The organism is Bartonella doshiae NCTC 12862 = ATCC 700133, assembly GCF_000278155.1.
Classification (GTDB): domain Bacteria; phylum Pseudomonadota; class Alphaproteobacteria; order Rhizobiales; family Rhizobiaceae; genus Bartonella; species Bartonella doshiae.
Window position 1 is genome coordinate 88,143 of record NZ_JH725098.1, and the last position, 20,311, is coordinate 108,453.

Consider the following 20,311-nt stretch of genomic DNA (forward strand, 5'->3'; position numbering starts at 1 on the left):
ACAACAGATATCATAATATAAAGTTATGTAGTGGGGTGTTTTTTTATTTTTTAAGGCATGGAATTCGCGAATGACAATAGAGAAAAAAGAGTTCTGTTTGTTGCTGATGAAATTGATGTTTTAAGATCTCTCAACCTATGAAATAGAGGCGTGTAGTAGTGAACGCAAATATGGGACATATCCCTCATACTTTTTTATCAATTGGTTGGGAATATTATATAAAATTTTTTATATCTAAGCGTTATGGGGGACGGTTTAAAAGTTAATCTTTTTCATCTATGCTTATAATCACACCTATAAAAATTGCTAAAAATATAGTCTATTTATGGGGGAAAATGATTATCGAAATTAAAAGAAAAGCAAGATTTTGGAAATATCCATAAAGGAATAAAAGTTTAAGCTTCCAGAAGAGTTTTTTCATTTATCCGCATGAAGTTGTACAATTTCTGCGAGAGGCAGAGTAGATTATTCTCGTAAAGAGAATCTTCTCTTTTATGAGGAAGTTTTGTTTTCACTCTTTTTATCATCCTTTTGTCTGTTTGTAGATGGACGCTTTTCTGCATAAACTTGTTGGTAGGATTTTGAGGATTAAACATCATATCATGTTTTTGAACGAGAAGTTCTTTCTTGTTTATTTCATTGTCTCTTGAAAGGGTTGGAAAAATTATATAATATGAATTCCTAGTTGCAAAGAAAAGCGAGTAACAATTAGAAAATGGAAAGCTATAGCTGTTTTGATATTTTTGGGTGTTGTCATGTAATATCTCTGTTCAAAGCTGTTCTTCTTCAGAAGAATGCTCGTAAAGAGTGAGTTTTGTAGGGATGTGAGTAAGTTAATCTTGTATAATGCCAAATAACATACAGCGGTAGGTATATTAAAGCTAAAAATATGGAGGATAAAATGCTGAGATCTTTAGAGAACTTAAATTTTTAAATGTTCATAAACTTTGGTGAGCACTGTTCATAACCAATGTGTTGTCGTTTGTTTGTCGAGGACAGGTGGAGCAGATTTTGTCATTTTGCCAAGATGTATTGGGTTGAGGAGATGCAGAGTTTTGTGCGTTTTTGTCACTCAATAGTAGCTTTGGCGATTTTGGAGCAAAAAAAATATTCCATACAATACGTTGAAGGATAAACAGTTATACACTTTAAGGATTAAGAATTGTTATGCTGTTATTGATACGATATTCGTACAATGAAGGCAAGTGGGTGTATCAGCATTGAAGAGGAGTTGTTTAAGCTTCTTTTGAGAGCAAGATTGAACGACACTGGTGAAGGGGAAATAAAATGTCTGTAATGCAATATGGTGATGATAATTTTACACCAAAAGCAAAAGTCCTTGATAACGACCTTATTGGTCGTGATTGGGCAATGACAAAATTTGTTGCTGCTGTTAAGGGATTGGCCCAAGTGGTCGATTATGAAAGCAATATGCTAGAAAGCAGCGGTGTTCCAGATTATGAAGAAATAAATTTATGTAAAATACGCGGCTTACGTGATCTAAATAAATCTGTGAGCGATATGAAACGTTATATGAATGAAGATATTGAGAGCGAAGTTGAAAGTTTATTGTCAGACTTGCAAGAAAAATTGCATCGTAATAGTGAATTGCTTCAAATTCATTTGGATGCAGCCAACGATCTTTCCCAAGCTCTGAAAGTTACTGCTCGCACAAAAGATATAGAGGGGATTTCTGGTTAATAGTGGACATTCTATGTAATTAAAATTGTTACGGGGTGTGGGTTTGTTATGTAACTTTGACCGTTTTAACCTCTAAAATTAGAATCTATGTAATTTTGATGTTCAATAGAGCGAGGTCTGTGTGTATTTCCACTTTTGTTGATAGATAAGGCTTGTTTTTAGGGTAAAAAAGAAGACTTTTCTATTTTATCTAAGCAGAATGGCGTTTTTCTGTGTTGTATGGCAGCTTTTTCTTATCTTTTTATTTTTATGTAGATGATATTTTATACAGTTCTCTCTTCTATTTTAGAGAGACTTTTTTGTTTTTGGTGCATGAGAAAGAAACTTTGCACCTGAACAATGGAAAAGCGGGTGATTAATCGCGTGAATATGTTCTCAATAGTGTAATTGATCATAGATATTTTTATTAAGAGAAATCATATATTGAAAATTTTGGCAATATCTAGTTATGCATAGAGAAAGAGAGCATTTCTTTTTTAGTAATGCTTATGGTTTACAATAACATATTAAACTGTAACAATAATTTATTGTTTTTATTATAATTCGCTCATTTAAAATTCTTTTATATATTGAATTAACTAAAACCATTTTCTTACATGCTACAAGCGGGTTTTGCATGTGGATAAAACTGTTTTAAGAAAAGAGTGAAAATGCTTTTCATAAATTATCTACCTGCAAAGGTTCCAGAACATTAGGGGCTGGTAAGTATAATGAATGATGGTGTTGACTTGTGTCACTATTCATAATGGGTATTAATCATTTATGAGCATTGTTTATATGCACTTTAAGGATATTTGCGTTTGATATGATAGAGAATATGAGGTTCTCATCAGAAAAATATACTTTTTGGTTAAAGCATAATCTTTCAATCTTCTCATGGCTTTATTTAAAGAGGTGATGAAAAAGCATTTTTTTGAATAGAGCGTGTGAATTCTAGTTTCATACTTTGTTGCTAAATTGGATAGAGATTTTTTTGATTGTGCAATTTTATTAAGAGTATTGGTTGGCTTTTATGAAGATTGATATTGCGTAATGAGTACCGATATATTGAATAATTTTACTATATTTCTGTCTCAAATTTTTATTGATAAACATAGATTTTCATCAATAAAGGCAGTATCATGTACTTACCTTTATTGATGATCATATATTGTTTATTTTAGAACTGGTAGCGTATTCCACCAGAAAAATTGGTTCCAGATACACCAGCTTTTTGCAGTTTTTGCCGATAGCTCACACCACCGTGCAGTGTAATATTTTGAGAGAGATAGGCATTAATACCAACTCCACCTTCGATTGAAGAGCTAGTAGGATCGAGATGGAAGGTATCACCAATTTGTATTGTTCCATCATCATCAAGAGTTTTAATAATATTCAGTTTTCCATAGAAAGAGATCGTATCACCTTCTTTTGTTGTGGTTGTGGTTTGTGTCAAACGCCCACCAATACGTACCAGCCATTGATGAGGATTGTTCATATTTACTTCAAAACCATCAGCATCCGAAATGACATCGGATATGAGATTTTGGTAAATCACTTGTACTTGTGGTTCAAATACTAATCCCTTCACACCGGTTGCTAATTTATGGCCGATTGTTGCAGATGTATTTAATATCTCTGTACCATCTAATTTAGCGGCATTTCCAACAAGAGCTGTTGTAATATTGCCTTTTAAGATCCCATAGGAAAGAAGTGTATTCACATAGAGACCACTGTTATGTTGGATGCCACTATAAGCGGTAATCATCCATTTATTAAGCGTCGTTTTCTCAGAGTCTTTCATGTCTTTTGGAGTAAAAGAAAGCTTTCCGTATGTTCCTAAAAGACCAAAATGTGTACTAATGTCTTTACTTTCCAGCATAGCTAATACGATACCTAATTGTACAGCATTATAGTTCACATCAGCACCATAACCATATTGTAATGGATCACGCTCGGAAGATAAGGTAATTTTCTCACCGTATGATGATGCAAAAATTGCATTCTTTTTAATATTCTTTTGTTTATTATCTTCTATTCCAAACGCTGCTGTTCGCATATTGTCTAACAGTGTGTTTTGGTTGCTGACATCAGTGAAACCAGCTGAAAATAAAGCATTTGGCATGACGAAATAGTTTGCAACTTGTGGTAAAAGAGCTCTGACTTTCTCGTCCTTATCAACATAAGCATTTTGAAAGCGAAAATCCCAGAAATCATTGCTATTTTTAGCAAATAGGTTCTGGCTTGCATGAGATTTTCCTGGGGCATAGGCAGCAAGCACATACTTATAAGGCAAACCACCCATTGTCATATAGCCTCCTGCTAATTTGAAGGAGTCTTCATTTGCTTGGCCGTAAACCTGAATGACTGAAACCCCATGTGTCCCTGAGGGGAGAGAAGCCATATCTTTTTCCCAAGCAAAAACACTGTCTTTTATTTTTTTGTCCTTTTTAAAAAGATCAATGTGAACAATGGTAGTGCCTGACACATTGCCAGCAATGAGAACACGATCTGTTTCTTGTTGCAGTATTGGAGAATTACCGTTCCACGTTGTATTTAAGTAAATCTTTGTAGCACCTTGTGCATTGTATACGGTTGAAGCATCATGAGCTTTATTTCCTATATACAAGGTTTGATAAAGCCCTTCTGTTGGTGCGGCAAATACAATGTTACTGTCTGTAACATTGAGTGCAGAAAGTTTAGAGTACGATTTTTCATCAACACCAAATGATGCGTATTCAGAAGAATCACGATCATTATTCAATGTATTTTTATTTGGTTTTAAGAGCCATTTTGTATTGTCTTTTAGATTAAAAATTGTTTTGTTTTCTCCAGATGTTCTTACACGACCCTCTAAAATAGAATTCTCTGCATTTAATGTAGTGATGTATGCAGGTTTGTTTTCATTGTACTCATTTTTTATGAGAAGGTCAGCATAAATTGCTGAGTTTTTTAGATTGACTTCACCGCTTGCAAGGTTTCCATAAATACCAATCCCCTCGGGCACAAAAAGTTTCGTGTTTACTAACTCTACTTTAGTAGGAGCATGTTTTTCTTTGGGAACATCTAATAATTCGAGGAATAAGATACCGTGAGCATTTCTCTCAGAGATAACATTTAAAAGAGAATCTTTAATGTTAATTGTAGCATTCATGGTTAACAGAGCAGTTGACCCTGCTGTTGCGGTAATTCCCGTAGCGTTAACTATTCCACTGTCATTCGCATTAATTGCAACAAAATTTGAATCAATTTTTCCTCCTAATATATTTATTGTCGAATTTTTTCCTATAGCAGATACAGCAAAAAATTTGTCATAAATATCAACGTTATGTTTCGTTACGGTAGTCCCGTTATTTACAAAAATGCTCTTTTCATTTTTAGCTAATACGGATTTATCAGACTGTTGCATTTTTCCTTCTAGAGGTCTTACAGATTCTGGTTTTGCAAGCATTGGTAACATTAATACTTTTTTTTCAGAATTTATGTGCGTCGATAAGGGCTGTTCTGATTCAGGATTTTTAGGCAGAGTTTCTGTATTTGTAGTGTCTATAGCTGAAGCAGCGTGACTTATGTTTCCACGTCTTCTAGATTTTACTTTTGCCTCGGGTTTTGTTTGATTATTTTGTGTGGATATGTCTGTATCTGAAGTTTTTGCTGTAGGACGGAGAGGTAGCGGTTTTTCTTCAGTCTCATTGGATTTTTTCTCAGGTTCTTTCATTTTTCCATTACTTGGCATGGAGATTAACGAATAACTTGAAGACATAGACGGTGTAGTAAGTGTAGGCTGTGTAGGAGATGTTGCATTAAGAGCATAAGATAGGCTGGAATGAGAGCAAAACAAAAGCCCAGAAACTGTGTATAATAAAAAACTTTTTTTCATGTAGATATTTTCCTAATAGGCATTCCCCCTCTCTAAAATTACAACTATTTTAATACATTCCGTTGTAAATTGCAACCAATATAACTCATTCCGTTATTTTGTAGGTTGTACAATATACGTAGTGCTGTTTGCAGCGCTGCGTATGTTTAAAATTTTAGTTAAGGCATTTCTAAAGAATGTAATATATTCCACCAGAAGCGTTTATTTCTGATACACCAGATTTTGGGAATTTGTGTTGATAGCTTATATCGCTATGAAGGGTGATATTTGAAGTCAAATACGTGTTAAGATCAAAACTACCTTCGACGGAAGATCCCATAGAGGAAAGCGGAAAACTCTTATTAATCTGTATGATATTATTATCACCAAAACGCTTAATAAAATTCAATTTTTCGTAGAAGAAAACGCTTAACCTTTTATTTTGCGTTTACCTGTCCACCAATACGAAGCAACCATTGCTGCGGAGCACTTATGTTTACTTTGAAGTTATTAACATTTGGAACTATACCAAACGTGAGATGCTGATAGATAAGTTGTGCTTGTGGTTCAAGTACTATTTCTTCAAAACGAGTTGGTAATTTTTAATAAACGGTGGCAGAGGCTGACAATGTTGTTGTATTATACTTTTTCAGTATTTTTGATGAAAGCTGTAGTGATATTTTCCTTAAAAACTCCGCAAGAGAGAAATGCATTTGCATACATGGCGCTGTCATGTTGAATATTTTCATATGTACCAAAAAGAGAAAATTTGTCGTGGTGTTTTTCTTTTCTAATGTGATCCTGTTGCTATAACGAGATAAAAAATTCTTCTTTCTTTGTTATTTTTTGGTTCAAACATTATTATTTGCATATTATCTAATAATACATTTGATTATTAACATCAGCAAATCTAACTGCAAGCACTGCATTAGGTATCATCAAGTAGTCTGCCGCTTGCACCGTAAGAGTTTTATTTTTTTCTTTAGGCTTAAGGATTGTGGCTCCTTTATTATCCGAAAGTTTAGAGATTTTTTCTGCATCGGTAGCAATTTATTCAATGCGATATTTTAGGATACTTTCAGATGCTCTTTAGCTTATGTATTCAGGGGCATTTTTAACGGTGGCATAATCTTATTATATATTGTTGAAGATGTATTGTCTTTATTGTGATGGTTTAAAATAGCATGAATAGATGCGAATTCATTCACAGCATATTCTTTTCTTGTACTGGAATAAATGGGAGGCAATTCACTCTGAATAGAGGTGGAGGAGAGGGTATTTGATATTTTCTCTCTATTGTTTGTTTTCATATCAATACATTGTTGGTTATGAATATCATGTATTGCGGTTGCTTATGCAGCATCGGAGAGTGTTTTCTCATATCCTTTTAAAAAGTTGTTTGTTGCTATCAATCGGTTTTGTTCTAATTGACCAAGGTGGGTATTTTTTTGGAAGCCACATGTTGTATATTATGATGGTATTGTTATCCATGGCGTGAACATATACAGATACAGAATTGATTACTTTTCGCAGCTCTTCTTTATGATCAGGCGTTTCATAGCGACCGATTATTCCGTGATATCTATTAATGCTCTTTCTGATCTCACTTACACCTTCTTTATGTACTTGATCATAATACGGATTTTTTTCTATCCTAATACCAGAATCCATATTCTTAAGATTACTTGCTAATGACGTTTTGCTGTAGATAAAGTTCTTTTGGTCACGATAATTAAGCTCTTCAATTGCACTATGCATTTGAGTACTCAGACCAGAAGTACGACTTGTTTATATAAGTTAAGTTGAAATAAGAAAAAGACAGAGCACAAGCAGTTATACATAGTAATAAACACTTTCTAATACATAGAGAGCTTCTTAATATGCCTTTCTTCTTTTTGATAAAAATTTAATCATTTTTTGACGCATTACGCTTTGTGTAATGTACAAAACATACACAGCGCTGTTTACATTTCAGCGCTGCGCAATTGTCAAAAGATAAAGATCAAAGGTTTTTAAAAATGGTAACGTATTCCACCGGAAACGCTTATTCCAGATACACCTGCTTTTTGAAGCTTGTATTGATAGCTGACATCCCCATGAAGGGCTATATTTGAAGTTAAATGCGCGTTAATACCCATCCCACCTTCAATAGAAGTTCCCATAGGATCTAGATGGAAAGTGTCACCAATTTGGATTGCAGCATTCTCTCCAAAGGACTTGATTAAGTTCAGTTTGCCATAGAAAGAAGTGGTATTATCTTTTTTAGCAGGAACAGTAGTTTTTGTTACCCGTCCTCCAATGCGTACAAGCCATTGATGCGGATTGCCCATGTCCACTTTAAAGCCATCGACATCTGAAAGTGTGCCAATCATGAGATGTTGATAGACAAGTTGTGCTTGCGGTTCAAAGACGACACCTTCAATATCGCTTGCTAATTTCTGACCAACAGTAGCAGATGCACTCCATGTTTTTGTATTGTCCAATATTGTTGTAGCTTTGATGAGGGCTGTTGTAATATTCCCTTTTAAAGCACCGTATGAGAGGAATGCATTGACATAGATCCCATTGGCATTTTGGATTTTTCCATATGCTGTGATGGACCATTTATCAAGCGTACTTTTCCCAGCATCCTGCATGTCTTTAGGGGTAAATGCCAACTTACCATATGTGCCCAAAAATCCAAAACTTGTTGTGATGTTTTGTTTTTCTAGAGTTGCTAATGTAATACCTGCTTGCATTGCAGCATAGTTTATATCAGCACCGTAGCCATATTGTAGTGGTGTACGGTCTGAAGATAATGCCATTTTTTTCCCATAGGAAGATAAGAAAGCACCTTGATTTTTATCTTTCATAGTTTCTAACAAAGCATTTTGATTGCTGACATCAGTAAAACCGGCCGAGAATAAAGTATTAGGCATTACTAAATAGCTTGCGGTTTGTGGAACAAGGGCTCTAATTTTTTCTTCAGGATCAAGAGTAGCACTTTGCAGGCGGAAATCCCAGAAACTCTTATTTTTTCCTAGGAAACTTTGTTTCACATTTGCTTTCCCATGGCTTGATGTTGGGCCGTAGGCGCGCAGTACATATTTATAAGGGGAGCCATCTACTATGAGGTAGCCGTTTGCGAGTTGAAAGGCATTTTCATCTGCTTTTCCAGAGACCTGAATGAGAGAGAGCCCACGTGTATTTAAAGGAATAGAATTTTCAGTTTGTAACGTCTCACCTTCCAAAAGGTTGTTGACGTAGACTGTTGTGGTGCCCGATACGTCGCCATGAATGAGAAGACGGTCTGCTTTTTGTTGTTCTTTTGCTAGGCCATCACTCCATTCTATATTGAAATAAATTGTTGCATCGCCTGTTGCATTGTAGACTTTTGTTCCTGCGGGAGTTCTATTTTTTTGCAATTCAGATTTTTCAGTTTGCGGATGTCTTCCTACATGCAAAGTTTGATAATAGTTTAGTGTTTGTGCATTTGGTGCATTAAATACGAGAGAACTACTATTGAGATTTAGTATTGAAACAACAGACTGCGCTCGTTGATTAATATCAGTGAGCTTATACGCCTTAGATACACTAAACTCTTGATCTGCTTCGAATTGACTAATTTTTAAGTGCCAATTGCTATTATTGTTCAGAGTAAAAATCGTTGTATTTTGAGGAAGGGTTTTTACTCTTCCTTCTATAAACGAATTGGTAGCAGTTAATGTCAGAGTGCCAGGTTCAGCATCGCTTTCTGAGGTTTTATTTTTTAATAACATATCAGAACGAATTTCTGAATTTGTCAATTGAACTTCAGCAATAGCTTTTGAGTAGGATGGCCCTACAATACCGATACCATTTTCTACAAGAAGTTTTGTGTTGGTAAGAATTGCCTGATTGGTAACTTTTTCTCCCTTTTGTACACTGGAACTTATAATGTGGTCAAAGAGGATACCCCAGCTTTTATGATGTCCGGAGACGGTTATAGTTGAATCTTCAATATTAATCATACCGTTTGCGATTTCCATACCACGGGTACCGGCCTTTCCCACAATTTCTTTAGCGTGGATATGACCACCTGTTGTTGCGGAAAGTAAAGCAGAGTCTGAGCGCATTGTTGATTTTGTAATGATGGCAATGCCTTTCTCACTAGCAATCCCTGTCGTAAATCTACCGCGGACAAAAACATTATCGAATGTTTTTTTCTCTCCTTTATCCACCCTAATCATGGTAATTTGATTAGGTTGTGTATTTGCGTAAGTTGAATTGCAGTTAGAAAAAATCAAAGTTCCAGCAATTGTACATAACAAAAAATTTTTTTTATAAATAGATTTATTACACATAGATCTGCCTTTAGTATTGGTCTGCCTTTGATGCTTACTTCCTTCCCCTTATGGCGCAAGTACCGAGGTGTTTTTATATCATTGTGTATTTATTGTAAAGAACAAAACAGTTCATTACATAGCGCTCTTTATACTTGAAAATTGGTTTCAGAAAGTCTTTTAAAATAGTCATGCAACCCAATGGAAAAATGAATTTTGGGAGTATTATAGTCAAAAAATACTCTGAATTACGCCATTTTGAACATGGCTCATGGATTCAGAGCTTATTATAATGAAATTTTATGACGTTAGGGGAACGGTTATTCTACGCATTACAAAGATCTTTTACCAAGATTTTCTTGCTTACTAAAAAACAGATAACGTATCATATTAAAATATATTGAAGCCAAAATACTTTATATTTTTTATTGGTAAAAAGATAAGGGAGATTGTAATAAAATAATTCAATTTTTATAAATTGAAAAGGAAGCGCAATATGCACTTTAATATAAAAGTTAGCATATTGCGCTTTATTTCCTTTATTTTAAAAACGATAGCGTATTCCACCAGAGAAGTTAATTCCAGATATGCCAGCTTTTTGGAGTTTATGTTGATAACTGACATCACCGCGAAGTGTGATATTTGACGATAAATGCGCATTTACGCCAAGTCCACCTTCAACTGAAGTTCCCATAGAATCAACGTGGAAAGTATTTCCAATCTTAATTGGATCATTTTCTCCAAAAGTTCTCATTATGTTTAGCTTACCGTAAAAGGAAATTGCACTATCTTCTTTTATCGTAGATACACTTTGTGTTAGACGTCCACCAATACGGACAAGCCATTGATGAGGGGTCCCCATATCTACGTCAAAGCCATCGATATCTGATAGATTCCCAAATGTGAGACGCTGATAAACAAGTTGTGCTTGCGGCTCAAACACAAGCTCTTCAACACCGGTCGCCAATTTCTGACCAACAATGGCAGAGACATTCCATGTCTTTGCATTATCTACTTTTGCAGTATTTCCAATGAGAGCTGTGGTAATATTTCCTTTTAAAGCTCCATAAGACAAGAGTGCATTGATGTAGACACCATTATTATGCTGTATGCTACCATATGCAGCAAGTGACCATTTATCAAACGTGCTCTTTTCAGAGTCTTCCATATCCTTTGGGGTGAAAGCCAGTTTCCCGTATATTCCTAAAAGACCAAAATTTGAGGTGATGTTCTGATCTTCTAGTGTAGCCAATGTAATACCTGCTTGCAATGCAGCATAATAAACATCAGCACCATAACCATATTCTAGAGGACTACGACTAGAGGATAACATCATTTTATTTCCATAGGATGATAAGAAAATGCCCTTCTTTGATTCAAATGCTGCTGTTTGCATTATGTTTAGCAAGGTGTTTTGATTGCTTACATCAGCGAATCCAGTAGAAAATGCAGCATTTGACATTACCAAATAGCTGGCGGTTTGTGGAACAAGGGCTCTAATTTTTTCTTCAGGATCAAGCGTAGCACTTTGCAAGCGGAAATCCCAAAAATTTTCATTTTCTCCCAAAAGGTTTTGCTCTTCATTGGCTTTTTCGCGGAGTGATGTTAATTTCTCGGTATTTTTTGAATCTTTCCCATTTTGCGAAATTCCCTCAATCGTATCTCCAGATATAACGTATTGAGTGTAATCTTTGAGGGTGTTTTCTTCTGATTCTTGAGACACTTGCCCAAGAAGGCTTTGTTCCACATTTGCTTTCCCATGGCTTGATGTTGGACCGTAGGGGCGCAGTATATATTTATAAGGCAATCCATCCATTGTGGTATAACCATTTGCCAGTTTGAAGGCATTTTCATCTGCTTTTCCAGATACTTGAATGAGTGAAAGACCACGTGTGTTTAAAGGAACAGAATTTTTGGCTTTTGAGTTTTCACCCTTTGAAAGATTATTGAAATGAATTGTTGTGGTACCTGATACATTACCATGGATAAGGAGGCGGTCTGTTTTTTGCTGTTCTTTTGGTAGGCCATTACTCCATTCAGTATTAAAATAAATTTTTGCATCGCCTGTTGCATTGTAAGCTGTTTTTACAGTAGGGACCATATTTTCTCGCGATTTATAAACCTCAGCTGTTCGTCCTACACTGAGAGTTTGATAGTATCCCTTGTTTAGAACATGCGGTGCATTAAATATGATAGAGCTTCCATTAAGGTTTAGTACTGAAACAGTAGAAAGCGCCCGTTGTTTAATGTCAGTGAGATCATAGTTAAAGGTATTAAAATCAATATCTGACTCTTCTTGACTAATTTTTAAGTACCACTTGCTATCATTGTTTAGAGTAAAAACCGTTGTATTTATTTTTAATGTTCTTGCTCTTCCTTCTATAATTGAATTATCAGTGGTTAATGTAACGGAGACAGGAAGAGTGTTTTCATCATGATATTTACGTTTCGTTTTGTTTCTTAGTAATACATCAGAACGAATCTCTGAATTTGTCAGTTGAATCTCATTAACAGCTTTTGAATCATACGGTCCTAGGATACCGGCACCGTCTTTGACAAGGAGTTTGCTATTGTTAAGTATTACCTTATTGGTAATTGTTTCACCATCTTTTACATCACGTTTTGGGGTTTCATAAATAACGATACCACCACTACCACCATTTTGGACAGTTACGGTTGAATCTTCAATATTGATTATACCGTTTTTTGTTTCTAAACCTTTATATCTTGTATTTATCTCAACGTCTTTAGCATGGATGCGCCCACCTTTTGATACAGAAAGTGCAGCTAATTCTGTGTGTATTATTGCTTTTTTAAGCGTAATAACTGCGTTTTCAGTAGCAAGGACTCCAGGGCCATTATCACGGATAAGAACATTGTTAAGAGTTTTTTCTTTTCCCTTATCCAGCTCAATTTTATCCATAATTTGATTAGGTTGTGTATTTGCGTAAGTTGAATTGCAGTTAGAAAAAATCAAAGTTCCAGCAATTGTACATAACAAAAAATTTTTTTTATAAATAGATTTATTACACATAGATCTGCCTTTAGTATTGGTCTGCCTTTGATGCTTACTTCCTTCCCCTTATGGCGCAAGTACCGAGGTGTTTTTATATCATTGTGTATTTATTGTAAAGAACAAACCAAATCTTTAAGTATCACTTAATATTTGGGGTTGTCGAGAATTGTATAAAGGTAGGGTAGAAAGTTGCATTTACCTGCATTTTTGAGCATTTCAAAAATTCTAAATGGAGAAAAAATGAAGAGAAAATTGCGTATTTTAAAAAGTGAATACTATAAATAAAAGGATCAAAAATACCCTTTACTTTCTTTATTGATGAAAAAGGAAAGGTTGATGCAAGAATCAGAGTTTATTAATAAAAAAAGCCGTGCAATATGCAGTTTTTTATAGAGGAGAAGATTGTATTTTATTTAAAAATGGTAATGCATTCCTCCAGAAAAATTGATTCCAGATATACCTATTTTTTGAAGCTTGTATTGATAGCTGACATCCCCATGAAGGGCTATATTTGAAGTTAAATGCGCGTTAATACCCATCCCACCTTCAATAGAAGTTCCCATAGGATCTAGATGGAAAGTGTCACCAATTTGGATTGCAGCATTCTCTCCAAAGGACTTGATTAAGTTCAGTTTGCCATAGAAAGAAGTGGTATTATCTTTTTTAGCAGGAACAGTAGTTTTTGTTACCCGTCCTCCAATGCGTACAAGCCATTGATGCGGATTGCCCATGTCCACTTTAAAGCCATCGACATCTGAAAGTGTGCCAATCATGAGATGTTGATAGACAAGTTGTGCTTGCGGTTCAAAGACGACACCTTCAATATCGCTTGCTAATTTCTGACCAACAGTAGCAGATGCACTCCATGTTTTTGTATTGTCCAATATTGTTGTAGCTTTGATGAGGGCTGTTGTAATATTCCCTTTTAAAGCACCGTATGAGAGGAATGCATTGACATAGATCCCATTGGCATTTTGGATTTTTCCATATGCTGTGATGGACCATTTATCAAGCGTACTTTTCCCAGCATCCTGCATGTCTTTAGGGGTAAATGCCAACTTACCATATGTGCCCAAAAATCCAAAACTTGTTGTGATGTTTTGTTTTTCTAGAGTTGCTAATGTAATACCTGCTTGCATTGCAGCATAGTTTATATCAGCACCGTAGCCATATTGTAGTGGTGTACGGTCTGAAGATAATGCCATTTTTTTCCCATAGGAAGATAAGAAAGCACCTTGATTTTTATCTTTCATAGTTTCTAACAAAGCATTTTGATTGCTGACATCAGTAAAACCGGCCGAGAATAAAGTATTAGGCATTACTAAATAGCTTGCGGTTTGTGGAACAAGGGCTCTAATTTTTTCTTCAGGATCAAGAGTAGCACTTTGCAGGCGGAAATCCCAGAAACTCTTATTTTTTCCTAGGAAACTTTGTTTCACATTTGCTTTCCCATGGCTTGATGTTGGGCCGTAGGCGCGCAGTACATATTTATAAGGGGAGCCATCTACTATGAGGTAGCCGTTTGCGAGTTGAAAGGCATTTTCATCTGCTTTTCCAGAGACCTGAATGAGAGAGAGCCCACGTGTATTTAAAGGAATAGAATTTTCAGTTTGTAACGTCTCACCTTCCAAAAGGTTGTTGACGTAGACTGTTGTGGTGCCCGATACGTCGCCATGAATGAGAAGACGGTCTGCTTTTTGTTGTTCTTTTGCTAGGCCATCACTCCATTCTATATTGAAATAAATTGTTGCGTTTCCGTTGGCTGTATAAACTTCTTTGTTCATTATGTTGTGGTTTATGGTATTCGACGTTTTCGTTCCTATGTGTAATGTTTGATATTGATTTTCTGTTGGTTCGTTAAAAACAATCTTACTATCATTAAGATGAAGCATAGAAACTTCAGAATGTAAGTTGTCAGTTCTATCGGTGTGTCGCTTGTTATTTTTTTTGTTATTCGCTCTTAAATACCATGTTGTTCCATTGATCAAACTGAAGATTGTTTGGGTAAGATTTCCTTCTGAATCGTTTGCTCCACCTTTTAAGATAGAGTGATCTGCAATTATATTGGATTCGCCAGAAGTACCTTTATAAGAAGTGCCTATTAAAACAGTACTTGCATGGATTTGCGAGTCTTTGAGCGTGATCTTTGATTGGTTTCCACGTATTGCCAGTCCGTTGTCATCCGCATAGATGTGCACATCTGTTAGCTCAATTTCTCCACCAAATGCTGCGAAGATAGCAGGGAGTGGTCCAGTTTTGGTAAGAGTCCCTCCTTTCATAGTGATTTTCGATTGTTTCTCTTGCGCTTGTAGCCCAATATGATTGCTTTTTATGGAAACATCGAGGAGATTGATCTGTCCACCAGATCCCGCTAAAATTGTAGGATTGAAGTTGGTTGTTATTAATGTTCCTTTTTCCATGACGATTTTTGATTGCTCGCCTTGTGCTTGTAGTCCAGTATTACGCGCATTTATAGAAACATCGTTGAGATCAATTTGTCCGCCGGCTGCTGCTAAAACTGCAGGAGTTAAGCCGGCTGTGGTAATTGATCCCCTTGTCATAGTGATTTTCGATTGTAGATATTGCGCTTGTAAGCCTTGCGTTGTTGAGGGCTCATCTTTTACTTGCAATGTTTGCGTTATTATTTGGTTATTATGCGTTGTTGTTTCATTATCAAGAGTCTGTACAATTACATCTGTAAGATCAATCTGCCCGCCAGAGCCTGCTAAGACGGCAGGTTCCAAACCGGCTGAGGTTATAGTTCCTCCTGTCATAATGATTTTCGATTGTAAACCATTTGTAGAAAGTCCATAGTTATTCGATGAAACTTCAACATTATCCTTGAGAATTATGGTGCTATCTTTTTCAGCATATATTCCTTTGTTATCTCCATGAATTGAGCCTTCGGATATTGTAATTTGAGAGTTATCATCTGCGTATACGCTGATTTTTGCATGTGTAATGGTTACATTTTTTAAAGTAACTTGACTGTTTTTCACAGCACTTATCCCTACGCTTTCTTTTGAAGTTGCGATAGGACCAGTGATATTTATTTTTACATTTTCTAGAGTGTTATTATTGTTATTGCTTTCTTCAAAACTTACTCCTAGGTAGTTTGCTTGAATGGATCCATCAGTCATACGCAATACTCCACCACTTTTTATGCTGGCTCCAATTCCATCAACGATCATTATATTTTGTCCTTGATGACTTGTTTCAATCTCTACCTTGTTTAATTCAATGATACCATTTGATTTGGCTTCTACACCGATTGGTGCTTGTATGCCCACTTTTTTTGTATAAATAGATCCCCCATTCATTTTAATTGTACCGCTTTCTTGAGCCCATAAACCGGTTGCAACATTTTGTATTGTTGTATTTCCTTCTAATTCAATCATGCTGCCAGATTTGTTGGATTCTACACCGCTTATGTTTTTTATGGTTGATCCTTCTTGGATTGGAAGGCCGGTTATTTTTAGGTCTTTGCCAAGAATTTTACCACCATTCAATGCATAAATATTTTCGTACCTTTCTCCTGTTGGAGCAATTTTGTATTCTCCTTTACCTGCAGAAAAGAACTTAGCGTATGCATTGAAATGGGTATTAAGCAGTATTATGGCTATTGTGACTGTATATGATAAAACAGATTTATTATACATAAAGTATCATCCTAGCTTATAATTTTTTATATTTTATCCATCTTACTTAATAAGAATGATATAAAGAATAATTTATATTATTTTTATTTTATGTAAAGTTATAAATTAATTTATATTAAGAATAAAATATTTATTAAATTATTTATATTATAAAATATTACTAAAGTTTATTTATCAAATAAATATACTTTTATTCATGTATTTACTAAGAATTTTTGAAAAATAAATTTCTGAAAAATTTAATTAATATTTTATATATAAAAATTTAATAATAAGTATTATATAATACATTCATTTTTTATAATAATTACGTTTATTTCAGTAAATTTATAATAGAAAAATAAGGAAAGTTCTTTATTGATAAAATATATTCATCTTTACAAAATAGAGATATAGTTTTCTCAAAAAAGTAATTATCTATAATATATTTTTTCTTTCTTAAAAGGGAAGGGGATTGTGTTACCGCAATGAGGATTTATAAAGCGAAAAAGCAATATCTTGAAAAGGCGGCATATTTTATTACCTTTGCCTATGGATAAATTCAGCAGTGAATTTTGCTGTTCCTCGTATAAAGAAGAGGAAAGCTGCTTTTCAGGAAAAAGAAAAGTTTCAGCAAAACAGATTTAATATATAAAAGGCTGCACAATACAGTGTTGTACAGCCTTTTGTGAGAATGAACAATAACAATAAAACGAAGCTTGATTTTGGAGCCTTATACGTTAAACTTTCATTGTTTTCTCTTAAAACTGATAGCGTATACCAGCAGAAAAATCTGCACCGGATATACCAGCTTTTTGGAGCTTTTGCCGATAGCTAACATCGGCATGGATGGAGAAGTTCTGAGACAAGTTTGCATTGATGCCAACCCCGCCTTCAAGGGAAGTTCCTGTAGGATCAAGGTTAAAATCTTTTCCAATCTGTATAGTATCCTCATCCCCAAAAGCTGTAAGGAAGTTTAGTTTTCCATAGACTGATGTAGTATGGCTTTGTTCAGTAGAGGAAACGGTTTTCGTTAAACGCCCACCAATCCTTGCTAACCATTGAGAAGGATTTTTCAGATCCACTTTAAGCTCATCAGCATCTTTAATTTTTTCAAAGGACAATTGTTGATAAACGAGCTGTACTTGTGGTTCGAGAGTAAGTCCTTCATGATTCATTGCAAATTCTTTACCAACAGTAGCAGAAGCACTCCATGTATTTGTATCCTTTACACTTGCAGCATTTTTGAGGGCTTTTGTAGTGATATCTCCGTTTATCATGCCATAGGATGCAAGGACATCGAGATACAGCCCATTATTATGTTGTAGGGTTCCATAAGCAGTAATAGCCCATTTATTGAGTAAGCTCTTGTCAGCATCTTCGATATCCTTTGGAGTGAAAGAGAGCTGACCATAGGTTCCCATAAGTCCCAAATGCATGCTGATATCTTTGTTTTCTATTTCAGCTAATGCAGCTCCTGCTTGGATAGCGGCATAATTAATATCAGCATCATAACCATATTTAAGAGGCCCCCGCTTTGAGGTAAATTTTGCAGTGTTTCCATAAGGAGAGAGGAAGAACGAGAAATTTTGTGTTGTTCTTATATCAGCTAACAGAGTGCTTTGTTTTTTAATATCAGCAAATCCAGCGTGAAAGAGAGCAATGGGCATGTCGAGATAGCTTGCTGTTTGTGCGACAGGAGCGGGTATACCAGTTGAACCTGAACCAGAGTCAAGAAATGCTTTGTGTAAACGGAAATCCCAGAAGTTTTCATTTTTTTCTTCAAAGAGGTTTTGTTCACTATTGGCTATGCCATGGCTTGATGTTGGTCCATAAGCAGTTAGTGTGTATTTATAAGGCTTTCCCCCTAATGTGGTATAGCCATTGGCTAATTTGAAGGAGTCTTCCGTTGCTTTTCCAGAGACTTGGATAAGGGAAATACCGCCCGCATTCGAGGGGGATCCAGCATTTTCTACACTGCTTATATCTCCTACATCACTCATGACATAAACTGTTGTTGTACCTGATGCATCGCCATGAATGAGAACTCGATCGGTTTTTTGATCATCTACTGCAACTCCATCGCTCCATGCCATGTTGAAATGAATTGCTGCATTTCCAGAAGCATTATAGACTTCTGGAGTATTTTTTTTACCAGAACCGATATGCAATGTGTGATAATGGTTTTTTACTGGTTTTCTAAAAACAATTTTGCTGTCATTGAGGTTGAGTACAGAAACATCAGAACGTGATCTTTGCGCGATATCAAGAAGATCTCCGTTCTGGTCTTTTTCTTGTGTACTTGTTTTTAAGAACCATGTTGTTTCGTTATCCAGATTAAAAACTGTTTGGCTGTTATTTGCAGTGGTTACCTTACCTTCCAGGTTAGAGTGATTTGCATTTAATAAAATGGAACTGTTTTTTTCGGACCCGTTTTGTATTAATAGAACATCAGCATAGATTTCAGAATTTTTGATATCAATTATATCTTTCGAAGAATTTGAAATAATTCCTGTACCATCTTTAATGAAAAACTTTGTATTGGCCAAATTAATATTAGGGATCATGGAGGATGGCGGGAATTTATATTCATGTGGACCAATCTCTATGCCAAGGTCCTTTGCGTTTACAGAAACATTTGTTAGATTAAGTACCCCTTCGGTCAATAAACTAAAAGCACTCTTTGCATTCACTGATCCTCCTGTCATCGTGGTATTGGGAAGATTTTTGGATGAGCCTTTATATACGATTACGACTCCTGTCTTGGCAGTAATGTCAACATTACTTAAAACAATATCATGACTAGTACCAGAAGAGTATATTCCAGTATCCTTCGCTTGAATCGAAGCACCATATATTTCTATTTGTGAATCATAGGTTGCTGATATGCCTGTATATTCGCTTTTAATTACTACATTTTCTAAAACAGCTTTGGCGGATTGTATGAGCGCTATTCCATAATTTTTTGTAGTAATACTCACATTTTTTAGTTTATTTAGGCTATTGCTATGATTCACCCAGACGCCAACTGCTTCAGAAGTAATGGATCCTCCGGTCATGTTGATACTCGCTTCGGAAGTTACGGAAATAGCAGAACAAGATTCCTTTATTGTTGCTATATTTGTATTTGTACATGTAGAAGAAGGAGGCACAACGTTTTTTTGAATGATAGTATTCCCATTCAACTCAATTATGCTATCAGCATCTTTGATTGTTAATGTAGATAAGTCTGGTTCATTGTTAATAAACTTTAAATCAATTCCATGGATTTCCCCACCGTTTGTTGCCTTAGCATATTCATAGGTTGCACCTTTTGGAGGGGTTACAACATTCCCGTTGGTTGAAACGAAGCCATTATGTGCGTTGATGGGGGCGGCAATAAACAACATAACTGCAGCAGCAGTTGTGCAGGATAAAAGGGATTTTTTAGACATTTGTATTTTCCTAAGCTTATAAACTGCTCGTGTTTTTCCCCGCTTATAAGAAGGATAAACAATGGGTATTTTAATTATAACATTTATCTATTAGTTAAATTATTGTTTTCTGTCAAATATTAGTAATTTGCTTTATAATAAAATAAATCATTATTATTGTTTAATACATAATGTATTAATATTTAATATATATTAATACTTAAAATCTTTTAAAGAAAAACATCGAATAAGAGAAAAAACGATATTTTTGTTATGAAATAATTTAGGATTGAGATATTTTCGTTTAAAAGCTTTGTCTTAAAAGAGTGAAAGCACTTTCAGGAATGATAGTGGAAACAAATGATAGGTTGATAGGGACTTTTCTTTTGGAAGCAAGCGTTTCG

The 20,311-nt window shown here is 35.2% G+C and carries 7 protein-coding genes; 1 reads left to right on the plus strand and 6 read right to left on the minus strand.

The features are described from left to right. Positions 1–1,287: 1,287 nt before the first annotated feature. Positions 1,288–1,701, plus strand: coding sequence for a hypothetical protein (locus tag MCS_RS07845; protein ID WP_004857409.1), 414 nt, complete (start codon positions 1,288–1,290; stop codon positions 1,699–1,701). A 1,159-nt stretch (positions 1,702–2,860) separates the two neighbouring features. On the opposite strand, the gene MCS_RS07850 is transcribed toward MCS_RS07845, so the two are convergent. From MCS_RS07850 to MCS_RS07875, 6 genes are all read right to left on the minus strand, one after another. Next, complete coding sequence (locus tag MCS_RS07850; RefSeq protein ID WP_004857412.1) at positions 2,861–5,560, minus strand: autotransporter outer membrane beta-barrel domain-containing protein; 2,700 nt, start codon at positions 5,558–5,560, stop codon at positions 2,861–2,863. 1,356 nt (positions 5,561–6,916) lie between these two features. Further along, complete coding sequence (locus MCS_RS07855; RefSeq protein ID WP_004857413.1) at positions 6,917–7,297, minus strand: hypothetical protein; 381 nt, start codon at positions 7,295–7,297, stop codon at positions 6,917–6,919. 254 nt (positions 7,298–7,551) lie between these two features. After that, positions 7,552–9,861 (minus strand): autotransporter family protein, encoded by a 2,310-nt coding sequence (locus MCS_RS07860; RefSeq protein ID WP_004857416.1) that lies wholly within the window; start codon positions 9,859–9,861, stop codon positions 7,552–7,554. Between the two features lie 523 nt (positions 9,862–10,384). After that, positions 10,385–12,874, minus strand: a complete 2,490-nt coding sequence (locus MCS_RS07865; protein ID WP_004857420.1) for an autotransporter outer membrane beta-barrel domain-containing protein — start codon at positions 12,872–12,874, stop codon at positions 10,385–10,387. A gap of 395 nt (positions 12,875–13,269) precedes the next feature. Further along, a complete protein-coding gene (locus tag MCS_RS07870) occupies positions 13,270–16,515 on the minus strand; it encodes an autotransporter outer membrane beta-barrel domain-containing protein (RefSeq protein WP_004857421.1) in 3,246 nt (1,081 codons plus the stop codon). A gap of 740 nt (positions 16,516–17,255) precedes the next feature. Next, positions 17,256–19,928 carry an autotransporter outer membrane beta-barrel domain-containing protein gene (locus tag MCS_RS07875; RefSeq protein WP_004857423.1) on the minus strand — a complete coding sequence of 891 codons (2,673 nt, stop codon included), beginning with the start codon at positions 19,926–19,928 and terminating at the stop codon, positions 17,256–17,258. Between the last annotated feature and the right edge of the window lie 383 nt (positions 19,929–20,311).